The sequence below is a fragment of the Nonomuraea helvata genome (assembly GCF_039535785.1).
GTDB classification, from domain to species: domain Bacteria; phylum Actinomycetota; class Actinomycetes; order Streptosporangiales; family Streptosporangiaceae; genus Nonomuraea; species Nonomuraea helvata.
Window position 1 is genome coordinate 246426 of the sequence record NZ_BAAAXV010000001.1, and the last position, 23375, is coordinate 269800.

The 23375-nt window shown below is 71.7% G+C and carries 17 protein-coding genes; 5 read left to right on the plus strand and 12 right to left on the minus strand.

Annotation, left to right across the window (positions count from 1 at the left end):
* Positions 1-7: 7 nt before the first annotated feature.
* The 8 genes from ABD830_RS01095 to ABD830_RS01130 form a co-directional block, all read right to left on the minus strand.
* Positions 8-442 carry an acyl-CoA thioesterase gene (locus tag ABD830_RS01095; protein WP_344984318.1) on the minus strand — a complete coding sequence of 145 codons (435 nt, stop codon included), beginning with the start codon at positions 440-442 and terminating at the stop codon, positions 8-10.
* Positions 439-6084: a type I polyketide synthase gene (locus ABD830_RS01100; protein WP_344984320.1), complete on the minus strand. Its 5646-nt coding sequence runs from the start codon at positions 6082-6084 to the stop codon at positions 439-441. The genes ABD830_RS01095 and ABD830_RS01100 overlap by 4 nt, the downstream gene beginning before the upstream one ends.
* Positions 6081-7052 carry an enediyne biosynthesis protein gene (locus tag ABD830_RS01105; RefSeq protein ID WP_344984321.1) on the minus strand — a complete coding sequence of 324 codons (972 nt, stop codon included), beginning with the start codon at positions 7050-7052 and terminating at the stop codon, positions 6081-6083. The genes ABD830_RS01100 and ABD830_RS01105 overlap by 4 nt, the downstream gene beginning before the upstream one ends.
* Positions 7053-7057: 5 nt before the next feature.
* Positions 7058-9010 (minus strand): CRTAC1 family protein, encoded by a 1953-nt coding sequence (locus ABD830_RS01110; protein ID WP_344984323.1) that lies wholly within the window; start codon positions 9008-9010, stop codon positions 7058-7060.
* Positions 9007-10017, minus strand: coding sequence for a DUF1702 family protein (locus ABD830_RS01115; protein WP_344987598.1), 1011 nt, complete (start codon positions 10015-10017; stop codon positions 9007-9009). The genes ABD830_RS01110 and ABD830_RS01115 overlap by 4 nt, the downstream gene beginning before the upstream one ends.
* 162 nt (positions 10018-10179) lie before the next feature.
* A complete protein-coding gene (locus tag ABD830_RS01120; RefSeq protein WP_344984325.1) occupies positions 10180-11151 on the minus strand; it encodes a DUF1702 family protein in 972 nt (323 codons plus the stop codon).
* A gap of 10 nt (positions 11152-11161) precedes the next feature.
* Positions 11162-12091, minus strand: coding sequence for a hypothetical protein (locus tag ABD830_RS01125; RefSeq protein ID WP_344984327.1), 930 nt, complete (start codon positions 12089-12091; stop codon positions 11162-11164).
* Positions 12092-12217: 126 nt separating this feature from the next.
* Entirely contained in the window at positions 12218-12409 is a 192-nt protein-coding gene (locus ABD830_RS01130; RefSeq protein WP_344984328.1) for an acyl-CoA carboxylase epsilon subunit, read from the minus strand.
* Positions 12410-12677: 268 nt separating this feature from the next.
* On the opposite strand from ABD830_RS01130, the gene ABD830_RS01135 reads away from it, so the two are divergent.
* Positions 12678-13427, plus strand: coding sequence for a 4'-phosphopantetheinyl transferase family protein (locus ABD830_RS01135; RefSeq protein ID WP_344984330.1), 750 nt, complete (start codon positions 12678-12680; stop codon positions 13425-13427).
* Between the two features lie 96 nt (positions 13428-13523).
* Entirely contained in the window at positions 13524-14288 is a 765-nt protein-coding gene (locus tag ABD830_RS01140) for an alpha/beta fold hydrolase (protein ID WP_344984332.1), read from the plus strand.
* Here the strand turns inward: ABD830_RS01140 and ABD830_RS01145 are convergent, their stop codons facing one another.
* Positions 14289-15275: a LuxR C-terminal-related transcriptional regulator gene (locus ABD830_RS01145; RefSeq protein ID WP_344984333.1), complete on the minus strand. Its 987-nt coding sequence runs from the start codon at positions 15273-15275 to the stop codon at positions 14289-14291. It lies immediately after the preceding gene.
* Positions 15276-15505: 230 nt separating this feature from the next.
* Complete coding sequence (locus ABD830_RS01150; RefSeq protein WP_344984334.1) at positions 15506-17542, minus strand: ArnT family glycosyltransferase; 2037 nt, start codon at positions 17540-17542, stop codon at positions 15506-15508.
* A gap of 201 nt (positions 17543-17743) precedes the next feature.
* Here ABD830_RS01150 and ABD830_RS01155 point away from each other — a divergent pair, with 201 nt between their 5' ends.
* The 3 genes from ABD830_RS01155 (at position 17744) to ABD830_RS01165 (ending at position 20871) form a co-directional block, all read left to right on the plus strand.
* Complete coding sequence (locus ABD830_RS01155) at positions 17744-18112, plus strand: YciI family protein (protein ID WP_344984335.1); 369 nt, start codon at positions 17744-17746, stop codon at positions 18110-18112.
* Positions 18113-18408: 296 nt separating this feature from the next.
* Positions 18409-19599: a SagB/ThcOx family dehydrogenase gene (locus ABD830_RS01160; protein WP_344984337.1), complete on the plus strand. Its 1191-nt coding sequence runs from the start codon at positions 18409-18411 to the stop codon at positions 19597-19599.
* 3 nt (positions 19600-19602) lie between these two features.
* Positions 19603-20871 (plus strand): MFS transporter, encoded by a 1269-nt coding sequence (locus tag ABD830_RS01165; protein ID WP_344984338.1) that lies wholly within the window; start codon positions 19603-19605, stop codon positions 20869-20871.
* A 140-nt stretch (positions 20872-21011) separates the two neighbouring features.
* Here the strand turns inward: ABD830_RS01165 and ABD830_RS01170 are convergent, their stop codons facing one another.
* Positions 21012-22025 (minus strand): methyltransferase, encoded by a 1014-nt coding sequence (locus ABD830_RS01170; protein ID WP_344984339.1) that lies wholly within the window; start codon positions 22023-22025, stop codon positions 21012-21014.
* 10 nt (positions 22026-22035) lie between these two features.
* On the minus strand, positions 22036-23202 hold the full coding sequence (locus ABD830_RS01175) for an epoxide hydrolase family protein (protein ID WP_344984340.1): 1167 nt from the start codon (positions 23200-23202) through the stop codon (positions 22036-22038).
* Positions 23203-23375 lie beyond the last annotated feature (173 nt).

Below are 23375 nucleotides of genomic sequence, written 5' to 3' on the forward strand. Positions count from 1 at the left end.
TCCGCTTCTAGGACGCGTACGGGTCAAGCGCCCTGATCAGGGACTCGGGGATCCGCGCGGGCGTGGTCCTGGTGTTGGGCCCGCGCATGCAGGCCACCCGCTGCCTGCCGCGGGCGATGAGCGTCTCGCTCGAGCCGGGGCCGACCCGTATGTAGTCGAAGCCGAACTCCAGCTGCGTCTGGGCGAGCTCGATCAGGCGCATCCTGATGGACAGCTCGTCGAAGGCCGTGATCTCCGCGAAGAACTCGCAGTCGACCTTGAGCGTGAACAGCTTGAGGTCGTCCTGCAGCTCGGCGAGCACGTCGGGCGCGCGCTCCTTCAGGAACATCTCCCGGCATCTGCCCTGCCAGCGCAGGTAGTTGACGTAGTAGACGTTCCCCACGATGTTGGTCTCCTCGAAGCCCACCGTGTGGAGATATTCGAAGTACTTTCCCATGGTCATGACCGTCCTTCGGTGAGGATGGCGACCACGACGGGCTCCGGCAGCTCCCGTACGGTGGTCGCGAGCGTCGCGATCAGCGAGCCCGCCGCGGCCAGCACCACCCACCCGTCGCGGGTGGCGGAGTGCGGGGCCGGCGGGGCGTCCGCCGTGCGGCCCGCCCGGCGCAGGCATGCCTCGGCGGCGCGGATCCTGGCGGCGGCGGTCTCCTGGCCCTCGGCCGCCTCGGCGGCGATCCGCTCGGCGAGCGCCGCGTGCGGCCCCGGCGGGTCCGCGGAGATCCGTACGATCTCGCAGGCGACGGCGCCCTGGGCCGCGACGCTCAGCGTCAAGCCGGGCACGTGCGCGGTCGCCCGCGCGCCCGACGCGGTGAGACGTTCCCCGGCCAGTTCCGTCACGTCGTCGCCCGGTTCGACGACGACCGCGACCTGCGCGCCGGCCAGGTCGCCCAGGGTGCGCTCCAGGTAGGGGCCGAGCAGCGGCGCCGCCCAGGGGCCGCGCCCGTCCTTCTTCCGCACCGCCTGCAGGCGCAGCCCTTCCCAGCGCTCGACCAGCTCGCCTGTCTTGGTGCGTACGGCGATGTCGTAGACGTAGGTGTCGCCGTCCCTGCTGCGCTCACTGGCGCAGTACCGCACCTCGCCCAGGCCAGCGAGCCGGGCGCCGCCCGGGTGCACCCTGTCGACGGCGGTCGGCAGGAGCGTGGCGTTCGGCACGCAGACCTGGTTGCCGTGCATCAGCGCGTCCCGCATGCCCGGGTCTCCGAGCAGGAGCCGGTCGGGCAGGAAGCCGGCGAACCACGAGCCGTTCTCCTCCACCGCCAGGTCGGCGTCCACGTGGCGGGCCGCCGCTCGGTGGTAGCGGCGCAGCCGCTGGAAGCGCCTGCCCTGGAACAGCACCTCGCCGTACAGGTCGGTGCCCGGGTCGAGCGCCACCGGCGGCAGCCCGTCGGCGACCTGCGCGGGCGGACCCTCCTGGGGGCCTTCGGCGGCGAAGCGGAGCACGGCCCTGAAGTGGTCCACGTCGAAGCCGGTCTCCCCGCTGCGGATCGTCACGGCCACCGTGTCGTGGTCGGTGACGGTCGCGGCGACGCGCAGCGTGGTGCTCGCCTCCTGCGGCACGATGATCGGCCGCAGGAACTCGGCCTGTTCGATGACCGGCGTGCTCTCGCGCGCGATGGCCGCGGAGGCGACCTGGGCCATCGCCTCCATGCCGAACACGGCGGGGAACAGCAGGTTCCCGTCGAGCAGGTGGTCGGCCAGGTAGAGGTCGGTCCCGGCGTTCAGCTCGACCTCGCTGACCAGCTCCACGCCGTGGTAGCGGACCAGCGGCCGGTCCACGAAGCGCAGCAGGGGCAGCTCGGGCAGGTCGTGCTGGATCGTGGGGACACCCTCCGCGCGGCCGGTGATGACCACGGTGCCGGGCGCGTCGGGGTCGGTGACCAGGCGGCGCATGATCTGCACGCCCTGCTCGACGGAGATCGGCGTGATGCCCTGCTGGGCCAGCCGGTCCACGACCGACAGCCGCTCCCCCATGCCGACCTCGGACCACACCGACCACTCCAGGCAGAGGCACCTGCAGTGCGGGTGGCGCCGGCCGGTCTCGGCGGTGAGCTCGGCCAGCCATTCGTTGGCGGTCGCGTAGTGCGCCTCGCCCTGCAGACCCGCGCGGCCGATGATGCTGCCCAGGGTCACCAGCAGCCGCAGCCGCTCGGGCGCCACAGCGTCGAGCACGTTGCGCAGGCCGTCCACCTTGGGGGCGAACGTGCGCAGGATGTCGGGCAGGTCCAGGCTGCCGATGCCGGCGGGCTGGTTGAGCCCGGCGCCGTGCAGCACCGCGGTCACCGGTCCGAGCGCCTGCTCGGCCTCGGCGACGGCCTGCCGTACCTGGTGGGGGTCGGTGACGTCGGCCCTGGCGTAGTGCACGGTGAGCCCGGCGCCGGCCATGCGCCGCAGGTTGGCGGCGAGCTCCTCGTCCTGGGCCGGATCCGAGCGGCCGAGCAGGGCGAGCTTGGCGTGTCCTGCCATCGCGAGCGCGCACTCGGCGGTGATGCCCTTGCCGCCGCCTGTCACCAGCAGCACGTCGTCGGACGAGAGCGGGGCCTGCGCGCGTTCCTGGCGCACCGGCAGCGCGCGCAGGACGGGCACCCGCCGCACGCCGTCCGCGTCGTAGTGGACCTCGGTGTAGTCGGCGGTGGCCGCCACCTCCTCGGCCACCCACGTGACCGCCTCGGGCGCCTGGGGCACGTGCGCGATGGTCGTACGCACTCCGGCGGCCTCCAGGTGGAGCGTCTTGGCCAGTCCCGCCGCGCCGCGGCCGTGCTGGACCAGGACGAACCGGGTGCCCGGACCACCCGCCATCGCGGCCTTGGCGCCGAGCAGCGCCTGCTCCAGGTCTTCGGCGGCGCATTCCGGCGGCAGGCACACCAGCACACCGGATCCGGCCTGCTGCCGTTCGAGTGCCTCCCGCAGTGGCGCCGCGAGCGCGGAACCGGCCGGGGCGAACATCTGCCACCGTCCCGGCTCCCCCGTCGTGGCCCGCCGGGGCCGGGGCCGCTCGACGAGGTCGACGGCGAACGGGCGCACCCAGGTCGCCGCGCCCGCCACGCCCGTGGCCCGCTGGTCGTGCGGCTCGGCCGCCAGCCGGTCCAGCGCCTCGCCCAGCTCGCGCAGGGTGGCGGTGGCGAGGTTGGGCAGCGCCTGTCCCGCGGGGATCCCCAGGTGCTGGGTGGCCTGGTCGAGGATGTGCATCGCGGTGACCGAGCTCAGGTGCAGGCCGTCGAGCGGCCTGCTGTCCTCGGTCACCATCTCCAGGGGCAGTTCGGCGCGCTCGGCGGCCAGACGGCGCAGCAGCTCCGTGGTGGTCTCCCCCGGCGGACCCGCCTGCGGGCGGTCCGCGGCGGCCTCCTGGTGCGTGTCCACCTCTTTGACCGTGGTCTGCGGGGCCGACTCGACGGGGCTGGCGAAGAAGGAGAACTCCGCGCCGATCTCCACCGGCCGGATGAGGCGGCCGTGGAAGAGCTCCTCGTACGCGACGGGCACGCCCGCCACGTGGGCGGCGGCGACCACGCCGAGCAGCCCCGTCAGCGACTCGCCGTCGGTGTCCAGCGCGAGCGCGGGGACGTCGGTCAGCTCGGCCGCCAGGCCGCTGAGCACCCGGCCGGGACCCACCTCGATGAGCAGGTCCAGCCCCGCGGCCGCCTCCTCCAGGGCCTGCGTGAACAGCACGGGGTCGCTGACCTGGCGGAGCAGCAGCGCGGCCACGTCGGTGCCGGGCGGCAGCGTGCTCCCGGTGACCGTGGAGACCACGCGGCGGCCGAGGCGGTGGAACCGCTCGCCGTCCAGCTCCTCCGCCAGCGCCTGCGCGGCCGGCGCCACCAGCGGGGAGTGGAAGGCGTGCGAGACGTTCAGCCTGGACCAGGTGAGCCCGGCGCGGGAGGCGGCGCGGCCGACCTCCTCGACCGCGTCCACCGGCCCGGCGACGACGGTCTGGGTGGGCGCGTTGTAGCCGGCGATCACCACGGGCAGGTCACCGATCAGCTCCGACGCCGTGTCGGGGCCGGAGCGCAGGCTCGCCATGGTGCCGCTGGCGCTGTGCCGCTCCATGGCGCGCCCGCGTCCGGCGGCCACCCGCAGGACGGTCTCCTCGTCCATCGCGCCCGCCCAGCACAGCGCGGAGAGCTCGCCCAGGCTGTGGCCAACCGCGACGTCGGCCTCCACGCCGAGCAGGGACAGCGCGCGCAGCCCCGCCAGCGATCCGGTGACGATGCGCGGCTGGGCCACGGACGTGGCCACCATGTCGCCGGCGGCCGGCAGCCGGGCCTCGCGGTAGAGCTCGTCCACGCAGGCCAGGCGCCTGCGCAGGGCGCCTCCGCCGGTCCCGCGCCCCGAGCCCTGCCCGGGGAAGAGGTAGCCGACTCTGGGCCGGGCGGCGGCGCGGCCGGCGCACGCCCTGCCGTCCTCCGTGAACAGCCTGGCCTCCTCCGGCTCCAGCGCGGTCAGCACGCGCCTGAGCTGCCGTTCGGCGTCCTCCGGCGAGGTGACGACCACCGCCGCGCGGTACGGCAGGCCGCGCAGCCTGCCGCTCAGCGTGGCGGCGAGATCGGCGAGCTGCGCGTACGACACCTCGGGGACGAAGCGGGCGACCTCCGCCACCGACGCCCGCAGCTCGTCCTGCGAGGCGGCGTCGAAGAGGAGGACCTCCGCGTCCTGGGGCGAGCCGGCCAGCGCCCTGGCGCGGCTGGACATCCGCCGCCGCGGGGCGCCGGACTCGAGCACGACGTGCGTGTTGATGCCGCCGAAGCCCATGGCGGTGACGCCCGCGCGCAGCGGGCGCCCCTCGGGCCACGGCTCGGCGGCGCGCAGCACGCGCAGCGCCGCGCCCTCCTCGGTGAGCACCCGATGCGGTTCGACGCAGCCGACGGTGGGGGGCAGCACCTGCTCGTGCAGGGCCATGACGGCCTTGATGAGGCCGGCCACCCCGGCGGCGGCCTTGGCGTGGCCGATCATCGCCTTGACGGAGCCGACGGCCGCGGGCGGCGCGGCCGGGTCGGCGGCCGACCGGGCCTGCGACAGGGCGGTGAGCTCCGTCTCGTCGCCGACCGCGGTCCCGGTGCCGTGCCCTTCGAAGAGCGAGACGGTCCCGACGCCGAAGCCCGCTCGCCGGTAGGCGCGCTCCAGCGCCAGCCGGTAGCCACTGACCTCGGGACGCGTCATGCTCCCGGCGCCGTCGGAGGAGACGCCCCATCCGGCGATGGTGGCGTAGATCCGGTGCCCGGCGGCGAGCGCGTCGGCCTCCCGCATCAGCAGGACGATGCCGCAGCCCTCACCGGGCCAGAAGCCGTTGGAGTGCCGGTCGTACAGCCGGAAGTCGCCCTTGGCCAGGGCCCCGGTCTTGGCGAAACCGATCATCTCGAACGGGTCGATGGACAGGTCCACGCCGCCGGCGATCGCGACGTCAAGGTCTCCGTCGGTCAGCGCCTTGGCCGCCGTCACCACCGACAGCAGCGACGAGGAGCAGGCTCCGTCCACGGTGTACCCGCCGCCGTGCAGGTCGTAGTGGTTGCAGATGCGCCCGGCGATGGTGTTGGACAGCCCGCCGGCGAGGGTGTCCTCGTCCACGGGCGGGAACGGGCTCTTGAAGGCCGTCTCGTAGTCGGCCAGGAACGAGGCCAGCCGGTCGTCGTCCCACCCCTGCTCCTTGAGCGCGGCCGCGAGGGTGCGGCGCACGTACGGCCAGCGCAGCCGCAGGCCCTTCGCCCGGGTGAACTCGCCGGTGAGGGTGTTGCCCACGATGACGCCCGTGCTCTGCCTGGGCAGCCCCTCCGCCCCGGGGAACCCGGCGTCGGCCATGGCCCGGCCCGCCATGTCCAGCGCGAGCCAGTGGGTCAGGTCGGTGGAGCGGTAGGTGCTGCCCGCGATCCGGTGGGCTACGCGGTCGAAGGCGTAGCCCTCGATGACGGCCGCCGTCCGCGCGTAGAACCTGTCGGGGGCGGCGGGATCGGGATGCCAGTAGTCCGCGAGCCGCATGCGCACGTCGGGCAGCCGGCGGAAGGCCCGGCGCCCGGCGACGGCGTTCTCCCACAGCTCACGTGGCGAGGCGGCGTCGGGATACCGGCAGGCCATGCCGACGATCGCGATCTTCGTCATACTTGCGCGACCTCTTTCCCTGTCGCGGAGACCGCCTCGGCCGCGGCCGCGCTCACCCGCGCGGCGTCCAGCGCCCTGGCCCTGTCCACGACGTGCAGCGCCCAGAGGAAGCCGCCGCGGATCAGGCAGACGAGCGCGGTGGCGAAGAAGATCCCGTACGGGATGTTCATGCCCATCAGCAGGCCGTACACCAGGGCGACGCCGCCGCCGAAGGCCACCTGGGACAGCGGTCTCGACGGGGTCGTGCCGGGATCGGTGATCATGTAGTTGCTGAACAGGATGAACGCCACCCCGGTCATCATGGACAGGCCGCCCAGGATCGAGATGTCGTCGATGACGAGCCCGCGGACCACGGCCTGCAGGGCGAACCCGCCGGCCCAGGCGAGGATCAGGGGCATCCGGTTGGTGAGCTTGCCGTTGAGCATGGTGCCGCCGACGATGATGACGCCGGGGATGATCCAGTCGATCGGGTTGTGCACGTTCTCGGTGAAGTGGTACGGCGGCGCGATGCTGGCCCAGGGGAACAGCAGCAGGATCACCGAGATGCCGAGGTTGGAGGGGTTCATGAAGTGCCGGAGGCGGCCGCGTACCGGAGCCCTGAGCACCCACTTGGCGCCGACGGCCACGACGACGCCGAACATCATGACCAGCACCTGGTCGTTGACGTAGGTCAGCATGTTGAGCGCGATGGACGTGATGTGCGCGGGGTAGAGGAACTCGACCAGCCCGCGGAAGCCGTTGCCGCGGAAGCGCGGCGCGCGGCCCTCCGAGCGGGCGCCGATGAGCTCCAGCGCGATCTCCGCGGTGTAGCCGGTGGCGAGTGCCACGAAGGGCCACGTCCAGGGCTGCTCGAAGCCGAACCAGGTGTAGCCGAGGATGTTGAACACCGTGATCGAGATGGCGAATCTGCGCAGCGCCGTGACGACCTTCGGATCGTGACGGGGCGTGCTGCTCGTTTTCTCGGCCATGTCCGTCATTTCTCCTTCGCGGTCGAGCCGAGCTGGATGGAGTGCCAGCCGGGGCTGAGCTGAAGATCCTGCTCGCGGGCCTGTCCCGTGCGGTCGCGCCAGGTCAGGTGGACCTTCAGCGGACCGGTCACGTTCGCGCCCAGGCCGATGTGGACGGCGTGCGCGCGCTTGCCGGAGTGGCCGCTGCCGCCGTCCACGCGGCCGAGGTGGGTGCGCCCGTCCGGGGTCATCACGCACACTTGCGCGCCGATCGCGGGCGAGCCGGCCGCGGGCAGCGGCCCCGCGGAGGCGGCCTCGTCGTACGTGAGCCGCAGCCCGAGGAAGGACCCCGTGGCCTTGCTGGTGTTCTGGTAGTAGATCGGCGCGTCGAACTGCCGGGCGACGGCGAAGTCGATCAGCCCGTCCCCGTTGGCGTCGCCCGTCGCGATGCCGCGCGTGGGCACGGGCACGGCCAGCCCGAGCTGCCGGGAGAGGTTGGCGTAACGCCCGTCGTCCCCCTTGGCGAAGAAGGCCAGCCACTGGTTGCCCGCGATGTCGCCGCCCTCGGTGACGTTGGGCCAGGACTTCGGGTTACGGGTCACGCCGTCGTTGGAGGCGGCCAGCTCCTGCAGCGGCGGCCAGCGGTTGACGTCGCCCTTGACGAACCCGGTCGCCTGCACGATCTCCGCCTCGCCGTCGTTGTCGAAGTCCTCGATCTTGGGGTCCCAGCCCCAGCCCGACCACGCGGTGCGCAGTTCGGCGCTGCGGTCCTGCCACGGCGCCTCGCCGCGCTTGAAGGCGGCGCGCAGCCCGGCCTGGTCCTTGGCGGTGGAGAGGAACTGGAAGTTGCTCTCCTGGATGCCGAAGGGCGTGGTGATGTTGCTGACGAAGAAGTCGTAGACGCCGTCGTGGTTGAAGTCGCCCGCGTCGGACCCCATGCCCTTGAAGGAGTCGTTGCCGAGCGTCTTGGACTTGGGAACGACGGGGCTGCGCACCCCCTTGACCCGCGAGAAGGAGATCTTCCCTGGCGTGGAGGTGTTGTGGAGCAGGTTGTCGGCGCCGAAGTCGTTGTTCAGCAGCAGCTCGGGCAGCGCGTCCCCGTCGAGGTCGAGCGAGGTGGCGCCGAGCTCCCAGCCCGTGGAGACGTCGGCGGGCAGCACGTTGTCGATCTTGCTGAACGTCGCGGTGGGCCGGTCGCCGGCCGTGCCGCCCGTCCAGCGGAAGAAGTAGTCCTTGCCGCCGTTGACCGCGTTGGACAGCGAGTCGTTCATCTCCACGCCGCCGTCGCGCCTGTTGTCGAGGACCGGGCTGCCGTCGGGGAAGTAGTTGCCGACGAAGATGTCCGGTCTGCCGTCCCCGTCGAAGTCGGCGACCGTGGCGACGTTGCTGTTCCACAGCTCGCCCCGGTACGCGCCGGTGGCGCCCGGCACGAGCTCGGCCGGCTCGAACGCCGCGGCGTCGAGCCTGGTCGCCGTCGAGCGCTGCAGGTGCAGGGTGGGGGTGCGGCCCCACCAGTAGACCAGCAGGTCGGTCCGGCCGTCCTGGTTGTAGTCGGCCGGGACGGCGCCCATGGGCGCCATGGTCTCGTTCACGGGCAGGGAGCCGTACGTGAGCGCGAACGGCTGGTAGCGGCTGCCCGTGCCCGGCACCGGGGTGACGACCACCTGGTCGGTGCGGGTGTCGACGATGACCAGGTCGTCGTCGCGGCCGTTGCCGTCGAGGTCGTTCATGGCGATCGCCGCGCCGACCGAGGAGATCCACGCGCTGATGTGCTCGTAGGCCTTGTTCACCTTGCGGATGGTCTTCTGGGGGGCTCCGCCCGGCATCGCGATGGTCATCGGGGCGAAGCCGTACGAGCCGGCCAGCCGCTCCTTGTCCCCGTCGGACGCGAAGGTCGGGCGGCTCGTCACGAACATGGCGATCATGAGCGCCAGGGCGACGACTCCCGCCAGTTGCCTGCGCAGCCATGCGGCCGTCATGGGGTGACACCTCCGAAGGAGTGGAATCGGTCGGCGATGCGCTGCCGCCAGACCTCGTAGGCGGGCGCTCCATCGGCCGCAGCGCTCGGCCGGGTCTCGTAGGCGGGCGCTCCGCCCGCCGCCGGCGCGCTGGGCCGGGTCTCGTGGCTGACCTCCGCCGCGTGCTGCGCGGTGGTGCCGCAGAGCACCTGGACGGCCTGCTCGGTGTGCGGCGCCAGGAGGCCGGCGCGGATCCTGGCCTCGGCCGCGAAGATGCTGCCCTGGGCGAGCTGGGGCGCGTAGCGGCCGGCGCGCTCGCGCAGTTCGAGCAGCTCGGCCTCGGTCGCGCCGCCCGCGTAGGTGGCGGCCAGGCCGGTCCCGCTGTAGAGGTCGGCCCTGCGCGGCTCGGGGAAGCTCTCGATCAATGAGGTGACCCGGTCCACGTCCGTGCCGCCGACGAACCACAGCGCGCGGCCGACGCCCTGGTCCACGGCGCGGGCGGCGTACCGGTCCTGCCCCGCCGGCCAGCGGAAGCGGGTCTCGTGGGCCTGCTCGTGCACGTACCTGCGGGTGTGGAAGTACGCCTGGTGGAAGCCGTAGCCGTCGTGGACGAGCCAGAGCAGCAGCGGGTCGAGCCGGGCGTCGGACGGCCACAGGAAGCGCGGCAGCCGCGCCATGGCCCAGCCGATCCCCACGTAGATCATGTAGTTGTGGTGGAGCCCGCGCCCGCCCAGGAACTCGCGCGTTCTGCGCAGGTCGCCGAAGGTCAGGCAGTCCAGGATGGCGAAGCCCATGCCCGCGCCCTCGTAGGCGAAGCCCCGGAACCTCGCGGGCACCTGCTCAAGCCGCTCCTCCGCCTCGCCAGGGCGGCGCGCCTCCACGGCGTAGGCGAAGCCGCTCAGAAACGTCTCGCCGATCGTCTCCAGCAATTCCTTGGATATCGCGTCCTTCACCCGGAAGCCGCGCTTCTCGAGCCTGGTCTCCGCGATATCCGGCGTCAGTATTTTTCGGCGCAATGACCGCAGCACACTGGTCAAACCGTCCTCCAGCTTCTCGTCAGCCGACTTTTCCTCATTGACACACGCGCCCGGACAGCCGGACAACTCCGGATTTGCTCGCCTCAGGAGGCTTTTCCGGGCAGCACTCATGAACGGCCGGGCGTATGTTCCCGCCGTTTCATCGAAGGCAGATCAGCGATATGTTTTTTCCGCGTCGGCGGTGAAATGCGCGCGTATTCGGCCGCGCCACGTCTCGTAGCGGTCGGCGGCGGCCTCGTCCGCGAGCGCGGCGGCGCGGCCCGTGGACAATCCAGTGAGAATCTCCACCGCGGCGTCGCTGTGGGCCGGCACGGAGCCGGAGTAGTGCCGCGCCTTCAGCGCGAAGACCGACCCTTGGGCCAGCTCGGCGCGGTGCTCGCCGGCCTCCTCGCGGAGCCCGGCCAGCGCGTCGTTGCCGCATCCCCCGGCGAAGGTCGCGGCCAGGCCGACGCCGCTCCACAGGTCGGGCTGCCGGTGCGCGGCGAACCCCCGTACCGCGGCGGAGACGTCGGGGACGCGCGCGCCGTGAATGAACCACAGGGCACGCCCGATGCCCTGGTCCACCGCGCGGGTGAAGTAGCCGGCGTCGCCCTGCCACGGGTAGGGGTCGGGCACCCGTTGCTCGCCGACCCATCGCCGCGTGTGGAAGTAGGCCAGGTCGAAGCCGTATCCGTCGACGGCGAGCCAGCTCATGGTGGGGTGGTACGGCGTGCCGCCGAGGTCCGGCAGCACCTTCTTCCACAGCGGCCTGGGCAGGCGGGCCATGGCGAAGCCGATGCCGATGTAGGCCAGGAAGATGTGCGGCCGGCCGGGGCCGAGCAGCAGGTCACGGGTGCGGCGCCGCTTCCCGCCGCCCATGGCGTCCAGCACGGTGAACGCCATGGTGGCGCCCTCGTACGCGAAGCCGCGCAGCTCCGTCTCCACCATGGCCAGCCTGCGCTCCAGCTCCCACTGGTCGCGCGCGTCGATGCCCCATTCGAAGCCGCAGACGACGGCCTGCGGGATCGCCTCCAGCCGTGCCGTGGCGGGGGACGGCGCGCAGGGGAACCCGCGCCCGGCGAACGTCACCTCCTCCAGGGAGGGGGCCAGAATGAGCCTGCGCAGCGAGCCGAGCAAGGTTGACATCGTCGTCTCCTCAGGACCAGGGCGCGACGGGGTACCAGGGGATGATGTCCCTGCGGGCCAGGAGCCGAAGGTCCCAGTACAGGAAGGTGAACACGCCTGCGACGATCAGCGTCACCGCGGTCAGCGCGGCGGCGCGGCCGGGCCTGGCCTCCAGCCACCGCCGCAGCCTGCTCCCGGCGAACCTGGCCATGATCAGGAACAGCAGCGCCATGATGACGATGTTGCCGAGCGACTGCAGGACGAAGGCGGCCGCGCCGTACAGCGGGTTGCCGCTCTCCGCGGCGTCCCTGAACAGGTGGCGGAACATGGGGTAGGGCCGCCCGATGAGGAATCCGCCGATCAGGGCGCCCATGAACACCAGCCGCGCACGCGGTGCGCGGGCGAACGGGTCGGGCACCAGGCCGATCGCGGCCAGGCCCAGGTAGAGCATGGCCAGGCCGACGAGGCCGAAGACCACCATCGACTGGATGCTGCGCGGCGAGAGGGTGCCTGCCGCGTTCTGCGCGGTGGAGAACTGCGGCATCGCGGTGCCCACCGCGCCGACGACCGCTCCGTAGACGGCCGAGACCGCGACCATGCCGGCCGTCAGCAGGCCCAGCGGCGCCAGCGTCCGCGTCAGCCTGTTCCCCGTCGTCACCATGGGGGCGACCGCGCCGAACACGGCGATGTTGCACGCGGTGAACGTGCCCGCCAGGCCGCTGACGAAGGCGAACACGATCCCGGCCGCGAAGCCGACGATGGGCTGCTCGCCCGCGTGCTCGCCGAGGAAGGCGTCAGCCACCGCGCCTCCGATGGTGCTGTCGACGAAGCTCGCCGACCAGACCACCGTCAGGGCGAACCCGGCCAGGCTGCTCAGCGCGACGAGCAGCAGGCGTCTGCGTGGCAGGCCGGTGCTCGTCGTGCCGGTTTCTCGCCTGGACAACGTCGCTGTCTCACTCATGGTGGGGCCTCCCTGGGCGTCAGTACGGCCGTGCGTCCTCCTCAGGATGTGCCGCGACGCGGAGGCGGGCACATCGCAAAATGCGCTATCCGCCGGTGAGCCGGAGGAAGAGCACGATCCGATAGATCAGCCGGCCCAGCCGCTCAGCCGCCACTCGCTCCGGCCGCCGGCGGCCAGCGGCCCGCGCAGCGACCGGGCGGGGTCGGCCCAGCCCGCGGCCTCGGCGCCGGCCTTCCTCGCCAGGCACCGGGCCATGGCCAGCTTGATCGCTTCCAGTTCCTCAGGGGTCGCCTGGCCCCGCACCACGGTCAGTTCCATGGCTTCGACGCTCGCCCGGGCGCGGGCGCGCGCGCATCTCCGGCCGTGCCGCCGAATATCCGCGGAAAACCGATGGCAGCTTCTTGCCACCCGTCGGCAACTAGGTGACGGCCATTTCTCTGGATACCGATGGCCGGCCCCGGCACCATGAAATTACGAAAGCAATCGGAGCACAATCCAGAGGAGCAGACAATGTGCCCGAAATTCCTGATCCAGCTGTTTTCCCGGGTGAAGTCCAACGGCACCACGTGGGACTGATAAATCTATTATGCCGATAAAACAGCTCGACGACGATGAATGCCACATTTGGTGGGCGGACGCCCAGGATTTCCCCGTCGAGGCCCTCCGCGCCGACCTCGCCGCCACCGAGGTCATCCGGGCGAGCAGGTATCGCAACCCGGCGGCCCGGCGGCAGTTCGTCACGGCCTGCTGGCTGCTCCGCACCACGGCGGCGCGGCAGCTCGGCGTGGCGCCCGCGGAGGTCCGGATCGATCGCCGCTGCCCGGACTGCGGCAGGCCCCATGGCAAGCCGCAGATCCTGGGCACGAGCCGGCCGCTGTACGCGTCCGTGAGCCACTCCGGCGGCCGCGTGGCGGTGGCCCTCTGCCCCGCCGTGCCGATCGGCGTCGACGTCGAGTCGGTACGTGACGTGCCGGTCGCGGAGACCGCGTTGGCCTCGGCGGAGCTCGCCGCGTTACGATCCCTACCGATGCGTGAGCACAGGGCCGGGTTCGCGAGGGCATGGGTGCGCAAGGAGGCGGCGCTCAAGGCCACCGGCCACGGTCTGCGCATCCCGCCGGACAAGGTGATCGTCTCGATCGCCGAGGAGCCCGCCGAATTACTCGACTGGCCGCTCGATCTGCCGTCCCGTTCGGTCCGGCTCCACACGCTCGCCCCCGGCCACGGCTACATCGGGGCCATCGCGCTCCTGGACGAAAGCCGCTCCGTGCGGGTCTCCGAATCGGATGCGACCCGTCTCTGCTCTTCGTACGCCGAAGAATTCACCGTTGCCGCATGATGCCAATGGGTGCTCTGAATCTGCGAGATCTGGGGAATCTGGGGAATCTGGGGAATCTGGGAAATACTGCCACCGCGAGTTTCCAAGAGGCGCGTCATGAGGAGCTACATACTTGTTCCCGGTCTGTGGGCCGGAGCATGGGTATGGCACCGGGTCGAGCGGCGGCTGAGGGCCGCCGGCCACCGTGCCTTCGCCCTCACGCTGTCCGGCCTGTCGAGCGATCCGGCGGGCTCCGGCAGCGAGGCGAGTGACGTCACGCTCGCCGACCACGTCGATGACGTCCTGTCCGTCCTCATCGAGCACGACCTGGACGACGTGGTCCTGGTCGCCCATGACTACGGTGGCGTCGTCGCCGGCTGCGTGGTCGACCGGGCGCCGGAGCGGGTGTCCCACACCGTCTACGTGGAGGCGTTCCTCGCGCACGACGGCAGGTCCATGCTCGACGCGTTCCCCGACGGCGTACACGCGGAGGAGCTGCGTCTCATCGCCGACAACGGCGGCCGGCTTCCCCCGCCGCCTCTCGCGGCCATCGCCGACGGGCAGGACCTGTCCTCCAGGGACGCGCGCTGGCTCGCCAAGCGCTTCGTCGCTCATCCCGGGCGTTCGATCTCCGGCCCGGCGACGCTCGGGCGGCCGGCGGCGGGTCACCCGGCGACGTACGTGGTGTGCGAGCAGGATCATTTCGCGGGAAGCGTCGGCGACGACATCGACCGCCTGCGTGACGAGCCGGGGTGGACGTTCCGCACGCTGCCGACGGGCCGCTGGCCGATGCTCTCCGTCCCGGACGAGCTCGTCGAGCTGCTCCTCGACGTGGGCCGTGCGGCGGGAGCCGTCAGGGCCGAGACCGCGGCGGGCGAGTGACTAGATCCAGTTCTCCTCTTTGGCGCGCAGAGCCGCCTGGAACCGGTTCACCGCTCCGAGGCGGGACATGAGGTCGGCGACGTACCGCCGGTAGGTGCGGACGGAGATGCCGAGGTCTCTGGCCGCTATCTCGTCCTTGTCCGCCGAGGCCAGGGCGGTGAGGACGCTTCGCTCCAGCTCCGACAGCCCGGGGCCCTCCTGGCCCTCCCCCTCGTGCCCCCCGAAGTCGTCGGCGGCCTCCCACAGCCCGTCGAAGTAGATGACGAGCTGGGAGACCAGGCCGGGCTCGCGTACGAGCAGCGCCCCTCTCGAGCTCTCCTTGGGATCGATGGGCACCACCGCCACGCTCCGGTCGAAGACCACCATGCGGTCCATCCGCTCCTCCGTGATGCGGACCTGACCGCCGAGCTGGGTGAACTCCCTCAGGTACGACGACACGTGGGGCACCTCCAGCGCCTGCGGATGGTAGATGCTCTTCACCGCGAGACCGCGCCGGAGCAGGCGCGTGTCCGCCAGCCTGGCCGTCTCGATGGCGGGCTTCGACAGCCCTCCCCCAGGGTGCAGGCACAGCACCTCGGTGTAGGAGAAGAACGCGAGATCGTCGATCTGCCGCCTGACCCGGTCGATGCCCTCGATGCGCTCGATCGCCAGGCTCGTGTCCCGCGCCGCGCCGCGCCGGCGGTCCTCGACGAGGGAGGTGATCGCGTCGCGGGCGGCCATGACGCGGCGGATGTCCTGGTTCAGCTCTTCGATCCGCTGCTCGACGAGGCGCTCTATCGCGATGCGCGGGTCTTCGGCCACCACGTGGTGGCGATCGGCGAGGTCGAGCAGGCCGAGCTCGCCGAGAGACTCGACGGCGGCCTCGACCGAGTCGGGGTCCAGGTCCAGCGCCTGCCGGACCGATCCGATCTCGTCGCCCTCCCGGCGGAGGAAGAACCGGTAGATCGCCTCGGCCTCCGGGGAGACGCCCACGGCCTCCAAACGCATCTTCTCACCTCACCCCCGCGACCCCGCCGCGCCGCCGCGGCCAGGCGGACGGCACGCACCTCCCGAACGCGTCGCCGATCGGACGGGCGGCGGGGCACCACCCAGACACGTCACCGACCGGATGGGCGGGGCGGCGCTGCGGCGCGGCAGTCCCGCCTGAGCGCGTTGCCGACCGGGCGGGCGCGGCTCCGTGGCCGGGCGCCCGCCCGGTCTCGTTCGTGAACGCCGCGTCAGCCGCACCGGTACAGCGTCGCGTCGCCGAAGCTGGGGAGCGGCAGCAGGCGCTCCTGCGGCGGGGTCCCGCCGTAGGCGGCCGGGTCGACGGCGCTGCAGTTGCCCACGACCCAGGCCACGCGCTCCTTCTGCCGCTCGCCCCCCATGCCCGCGAGGCCGCCCATCCGGGGCCCGCCCGGCGCGGCCGAGAGCACGAACCTCAGCTTGCCCTGCGCGACCCACTGGCGGAGCTGACCGACCGAGGGCACGTTGTCGGCGCCCAGGTACCCGCCCATGCTGACGACCACCGCGTCGCTGTCGATGATGAACGACGACGCCGCGAGCCCACCGCCCTCGACGGCGAGAGCGATCTCCGCGTTCCCCGAGTTCCGTACGGCGTAGTCCAGGGCCTTCCGGTTCTCGGCGGAGAGCGTGGCGCCGGCGAACCCGCCGCCGCGCGGCGGCCGGGCCTGGACGTCCTCCAGGCCCGGGATCTTCACCCCCGGCGGCAGCTCGCCCCTGGTCAGCGCGTTCAGGGCCTCGTTGGGCGGTCCGGCAGAGGGGAAGCCGCCGTTGGTCTTGTGCTCGATCGCGGTGCCCGCCGACCACACCGCCGGGGTGACGAGCATCGACACCACGCCGGCGAGCAGCGCCCAGCGGCCCGGCGCCGCCCGCCCGCCCCCCGCCCTGCCGGCGACCAGGCCGAGCACGGCGAGGACGGCGGTGGCGAGCACGACCCAGCGCGTCCAGCCGTGCCACGAGGTGTCCCTTGAGATCAGCACGATCGTCCAGGCCGCGGTCAGGGCGACCGCCGCAGGGAGCAGGATCCACGAGCGGCCGCCCCCGTGGCGGTACTCGCGCCACAGGCCGGCGAGTCCGGCCGCCGAGATCGCGGCGATCGCCGGCGCCAGGCTGGTCGTGTAGTACGGGTGCCAGATGCCCTCCGTGAAGCTGAAGACGGCGATCGTCACCAGCAGCCAGCTGCCCCACAGCAGCCAGCCAGCCCGCTGAAGGCGGTCCCCCGGGATCGCGTGCCAGAGCCTGCGGTATCCCGCCGCTCCCACGACGGCCAGGATGAGCAGGCTGAACGGGAGCAGCCACGAGATCTGGCCGCCTGCCTCGGGGCCGAACATCCGGGTGACGGTCGGCTCGCCGCCGGACATCCCGACGGCCCCCAGCTGGACGTTGAGCCCGGATCCGCCGTACTGCTGGCCGAAGTTGAAGATCTTGCCGAAGCCGTTGTAGCCGAAGATGTTCTCGAGCGCGCCGCCGTTCAGCGTCGCGCCCATGAACGGCTTGCTTCCGGGCCACAGGTCGAACAGCACCGGCCACCAGAACGACGTGACCGCCAGCACGGCTCCCGCGCCCAGCAGGTCCGCCACCCGGCGCCTGATCGGGGCGGCGGCGCTCACGAGATACACCAGCGCGATGGCAGGGACGACGACCCACGCCGCCATCAGCTTGGTCAGGAACCCGCAGCCGACGTAGCACGCGCTGAGGTACAGCCAGCGCCCGTTGCCGGTGTGGACGGCGCGCGTGCACGCGTACGCGGCCGCCACGAGCAGCAGCACCAGCAGCGTGTCGGTGTTGTTGCTGCGGTTGATGGCGACCGTCACCGGGGTGAGCGCCAGGATCAGCGCCGCGACCAGCGCCACGTTCTGCCCCGCCCAGATCCGTACGGTGCGGTGCAGCAGGAAGACGGCGGCGACGCCCTCGATCACCTGGGGCAGCATGATGGACCAGCTGTGGAAGCCGAACGCCCACACCATGAGCACCTGCGGCCAGAAGGCCAGGGGCGGCTTGGCGGCGGTGACGGAGCCGTACGGGTCGCCCGCCGCGAAGAGGAAGTTCGTGAAACTCCCGGTCATCGATTTGACGGCGGCCGAATAGTAGGCGTTCGCGTAGTCGCCCGAGTCGAGGGCCCACCCGTACAGCAAGGCCGCGAGCGCGCAGATGCCCAGAAGGGCCCACGTGTGCTTCCGCGTGGCGCCGCGTGCCGCGCTTCTCGGCGTGGGCGGGGCGGTCAGCGGTGGGCTCTGCGTGGCAGAGGACATGCGATTTCCTTCCGACGTTGCCGGCGGGGGCCCTCACAGCGTTCACCGCCGCCGGCCACGCGGCATCTCCGGAGTTGCCCGTCTCGGGGCGGCGGTGTGAGAACTTCACGCCCAGTCGGTGTTCAGCGCACTGTTCGCCGAGGTCAGACGTCATCCAGACTCGGATGGCGAAAGGCCGGACCCGACAACCGAGGAGAGACGATGAAATACGCGATCTTCATCTACAGCAATCCCACGACCTGGGCGCACCCCACGTTCATGCACCAGGAGGGACTGACGCAGGATGAAAGAGACGCGCGGATGAACGAGTTCGGGCTGCTCATGAAGGAGATATCCGAATCCGGGGAGCTCGTCATCGGGCAGCCGCTCGACGACCCGGCCCGCGCCCGGACGATCCGCCTGCAGGGCGATTCGCTGACCACCGTCGACGGGCCTTTCCACGAATCTCCCCAGCGGCTCGCCGGTTACTTCATCGTCGACTGCGAGAGCATCGACCGCGCCGTGGACATCGCGTCCAGGTTCCCGGACGCACGCGACGGGGCGACCGAAGTAAGGGCTCTCGTGGAGTAGCAATTTAAAAGTAGTGGCGCCGCACGGACCCTTGTCATTCTGGACACAGAACGGATCACATCAGCGCCGTTCTTGGTTCCCGACAAGAAGGAGAAAGACATGAAGGTCTCCGTGAAGGTTCGCCAGACCCCCCTCAAGGCCAAGAAGATGCTGGGCTGCAAGGCCAGCTGAACGGCCTGAATCCCGAGTTGCGCCATCACCCCATTAGCTGCGCAGCTTGAACAAATGGGTTGACGGGGGCGGGTCTTCTCGACCCGCCCCCTCAACATTTTTCCATCACATTGAGGAGTCCTTCAATGGAACTGCGCCGGGCACGCTCACTGGTCGGTTACTGGATCGACGGCGAACTGGTCCTGGACAACTATCTCGACGCCGCCTCCGAGACCGGCGAAAGGAACGGCGTCGCGGTGGACGGGCCGAGCGTCGACATCCTCGAGCAGTTCGACGACTGGACCGACCCGGAGACGGTGCCGGACCGCCTCGACCGCTACGACGCCTCCTCCGTCAGGGACGCGATCAAGGCGCTCACCGAAGCCGGACTGCTCCGTACGAGGGACGAAACCACCGTCGAGGACCAGGTCATGGACGCCTGGCAGCCGTGGGGCGAGCCGGCGACCTTCTTCCACTTCGGCACCAAGGACACGGCCTACGTCAGCGTCGACGGCGCCGTCGCCGACGCGGGCATGGCGGCCAGGCGCGAGGAGATCCGCGCCGAGATCGCCGCCGACGGACCGCCTCCGGCGATCTTCGCGCGCCGCCCCGACGCAGAGCGCATCCATCTGACCAGGGCGTTCCTTCCGCTGCGCCGGGACTTCGGCGAGGTGCTGGTGTCACGCCGGACGCATCGCACGTACAAGGACGAGCCGGTGCCGCTGCGGAGCCTGTCGACCGTGCTGCACTACACGTTCGCGCCGATGTACTTCTACGACGCCGGGATGCTCGGCAACCTCATGCTGCGCACCAGCCCGTGCGGCGGCGCCCGGCACGAGTCCGAGTGCTACGTGATCGTGCGGAACGTGGAGCAGATCCCGCCAGGGATCTACCACTACTCGCCCGAGGACCACAGCCTGGAGATCGTCTCCGCCGGAGTCGACCAGCGGCTGATGGACCGGGTCCTCTTCTCCCAGAAGATGATCACGACCGCCGGGTTCGTCTGCTTCCTGACGGTGAACCTGCCGCGCGCGATGTACAAGTACCGCAGCGCGAGAATGCTCCGTACCGTCCTGCTCAACACGGGTCACCTGGCGCAGACCTTCGCCCTGACCGCGACCGCGGTCGGGCTCGGCCCGGCGCAGAACGACGCGTTCTCCGACTCGGAGGTGGAGTCGATGCTCGGCATCGACGGCATCTCCGAGACAGCCGTGTACGTCCTCGCCGCCGGCGTGCCGGACCGGCGCACCGACGGCTTCCCCATCGAGGACGGGCACGAGGACCTGGAACGGCGCGTCGGCGAGTCGCTCGCGCGGGCGACCGGGCCGGGGCGGTGAGGCATGGGCAGCGTGACAGCCGAGCATGCCGGCACGGACGGTCAGGTCCGGCGCATCCAACGCCGGATCATCGTGTCGCTGGTCATCGTGCAGGCGGTGTTCTCGCTCGCGTTCGCCATGACCGGTCCCCTGGTGTCGCTCATCGCCGATGACGTGACCGGTTCGCCGGGCAAGGCAGGGCTGGCCCAGGCGATGATCTACTGCGGTGGCGTGGTCTTCAGCGTTCCGCTGGCGGTTCTCGCCGTCGCACGTGGCAGGCGGATCGGGATCGCGACCGGGTACTTCACCGGCGCCGTCGGAGCCGCGCTCGTCGTGGTCGGCGCCGTGCTGGCCAGCTTCACGGCGATCCTCGCGGGCGCGGCCGCGATCGGGGCGGCCCTCGCCGGCGGCCTGCAGGTCAGGTTCGCGGCCACGGACCTGGCGTCGACCGACCGCGCGGGCCGGTCCATGGGCGCGTTGAGCTGGGGCTCGACCGTGGCGGCCGTGCTCGGCCCGTCGCTGATGGGCGTGCTCGAGGGGATCGGCGGCGACTGGCTGCCCGGGCTCTCCGGCCCCTATCTGGCGATCTCGGTCGTGCTGGCCGTCAGCGCGGTCATGATCCTGCTGATGCTGCGGCCGGACCCGCTGACCCTCGCCCGCGCGCTCGACAAGGAGCCGCCCGCGCAGCGGCAGCCGCTCCGCGTCATGCTCGCGACCGTGCTGCGCCACCCGAACGTGCTCCGCGCCATCCTGGTGCTGGCCACCGTCCACGCCGCGATGATCTCCCTCATGAACATGGCGGCGATCCACATGCAGCACGGCGCCGCCTCGCTGGGGATCATCGGCATCGCGATCAGCGTCCACACCGCGGCGATGTACCTGCCCGGCCACCTGGTCGGCTATCTCGCCGACAAGTTCGGGCCGCGGCCGATCCTGCTGATCGGGCTCGTCGTCCAGCTCCTGGCCGCCGCCACGCTGGCGCTCTCGCCGGCGACGAGCGCGGTGGGCGTGGGCGCGGGCCTGCTCCTGCTCGGCCTCGGGTGGTCGTTCGGGTACCTCGGCGGCTCCGTGCTGCTGACAGTGTCCGTGACGGGGCCGCTGCGCACGATGGCGCAGGGCACGTCCGACTTCGCCATGCAGCTGGCCTCCGCGGTCGGCGCGCTGCTCGCCGGCGTGGTCGTCACGGCGTTCGGCTACTCGGTGCTCTCGATCGCCTGGGGCGTCGGGCTCTCGTTCCTGCTGGTCTCGCTGCTGGTGGCGTGGCGCTCCCGCGGCACGGCCGCCGCCGGGTGAGACCTCGACGCGCCTCCCGTACGGTGACGCCGCCCACCATCCCCCCGGTGGGCGGCGTCACTGCGCCCCGTGAAAACGCGAAATCGCCGGGCGGGGCAGCACGCCCGCCCGGCGACCCGCGCGTCATCGCGATCAGGGGATCATTCTCTGCCCAGCTCGACGATCGAGATGAACGGACGCGCCCCGACCGGATGCGTGCCGCGCACCACCAGGCCGGCCTGCGCCGCCAGCGCGCCCAGCTCGGCGAGCCCGCGTTCCTTCCCGCCGGTGTAGACGAGCATGCGCAGATCCATGGCGGTGTCCGGGGACGCGCCGTCCGCTCCGACGGCCTCGATGACGAGCACGACACCGCGCTCGCCCACCGCGTCCGCGCACCGCCGCAGGATCTTGACGGCCGCGTCGTCGTCCCAGTCGTGGATGATCGCCGACAGCACGTACGCGCCGGCTCCGGTGGGCAGCGGGTCGAAGAAGCTGCCCGTGACCACCTCGGCCCGATGCGCCAGGCCCTTGTCACGCAGCGCCCGGCGGGCGCCCGCGGCCGGGCCGGGCAGGTCGACGACGGTCCCCCGCAGCCCGGGGTGGGCCTGCAGCAGCACGGAGAGCAGCGCGCCGCTCCCGCCGCCCACGTCCACGACGTGCCCGAGGGCCGCCCAGTCGTAGGCGCCGGGGAGCCCCGCGTGCTCCATCTCGATGTGGTGGCTCATCAGCGCGTCGAACGAGGCCGACAGCGCGGGGTCCGCGCCCAGGTCCTCCCAGAACGGGACGCCGTGGCGTACGGCATAGGCCGGCTGGCCGGTGCGGACGGAGTACGCCAGGTCGACGAAGCTCAGGTCTCCCTTGCCGACGGCGCCGTCGGCGGCCAGCCACTTGCGCCTGCCCCCCGGGTGGTCGTCGCGCAGCTGCTCGCCGAGGTCGGTCAGCGTGTACGCACCCGCCTCGTCCCGGTCGAGCAGCCCGATCGTGACCAGGTGGCGAAGGAGGCGGTCGAGCGCCCCCGCGTGCACGCCGAGGGCGCCGGCGGCGGCCGGCGCCGTCCGGCGCCCGGCCGCGATGTGGTCGGCGACTCCGAGCGTCGCCGCGACCCGGATCGCCATGGGCGTCGCGAGATCCGCCAGCGCCCGCAGCCCTGGCGGCCGGTGTCCGGGCTCGGACATGTTGGCTCCCTTACTGTCCGGACGGCAGGGCGGACTTGAACGCCCGCAGGTCGCTCACGAAGAGGTCGGGCTCCTCCATTGCGGCGAAGTGGCCGCCCCGGTCGTACTCGGCCCAGTGGATGATGTCGGGGTAGAGCGGGTCGGCCAGCCTCCGCACGGGCAAGGCGGGGTCCCGCGGGTACACGGCCACGCCGAGCGGCACGGGCAGGGGCGGCGGCGTCGGCGGGGGCGTCGGCGCGGTCGGCAGCAGGTCCGCGTTGTCGTAGTAGAAGTGCGCGGAGGAGGCGCCGGTGGCGGTGAACCAGTAGAGGGCCACGTTCGTGAGCAGCTGGTCGCGGTCCACGGCGTCCTCGGGGGCCTTCTCCGAGTCGGTCCAGTCCTTGAACTTCTCGACGATCCACGCGAGCTGGCCGACAGGCGAGTCGGTCAGGCTGTAGGCGAGGGTCTGCGGCCGGGTCGCCTGCAGCTTCATGTACCCGGACAGCTCGTCGGCGTAGCGGGTGAGCAGGCCCAGCCGCGCGAAGTCGGCCTCGGCCAGCCCGGCCAGCTCGGCCGGGTCTCCCGACGGCGGGGTGATCAGGAAGTTGACGTGCACCGCGATGACGTTCGCCGGACGGATGTGGCCGAGCAGCAGCGAGATCCAGGCCCCGATGTCCTCGCCCTGGACGACGTAGCGCTGGTAGCCCAGCCGGTCCATCAGCTCTCCCCACGCCTGCGCGACGCGCGGGAACGTCCAGCCGGACTCGGGCGGAGGCCCGGAGAACCCGAACCCGGGCAGCGTCGGGATGACGAGGTGGTAGGCGTCGCCCGGGTCGCCGCCGTGGGCACGGGGGTCGGTGAGGGGCCCGATGACGTCGAGGAACTCGGCGGGCGACCCGGGCCAGCCGTGCGTCATGATCATCGGTGTCGCGTCCGCCTCGGGCGAGCGGACGTGCATGAAGTGGATGTTGGCGCCGTCGATCGTGGTGGTGAACTGGGGGAACGTGTTGAGCCTGGCCTCGGCGGCGCGCCAGTCGAAGCCCGTACGCCAGTATTCGGCGAGCTCCTTCAGATAGGCGGCCGGCACGCCCCGGGACCAGTCCGCGTCGAGCGGGTCGGCAGGCCAGCGCGTGCCGGCGAGTCTGTTCCGGAGGTCATCCAGGTCCGCCTGTGGGATGTCAATACGGAAGGGTTCCATCCGTGGCTCCTACGGGGATTCAAAGGTGATTGGGCAGCGAAATTCCGCTGCGTGTCCCAATGTCGTCAGAATAGGCAGCCCGGTAAACCCGGACAACGGGCCCCTGAATAATGCGCACCGGAGAAGAAGAGGCCGCGGACATCGCATTTCCGGAGTAGCCGTACGGCCCCGCG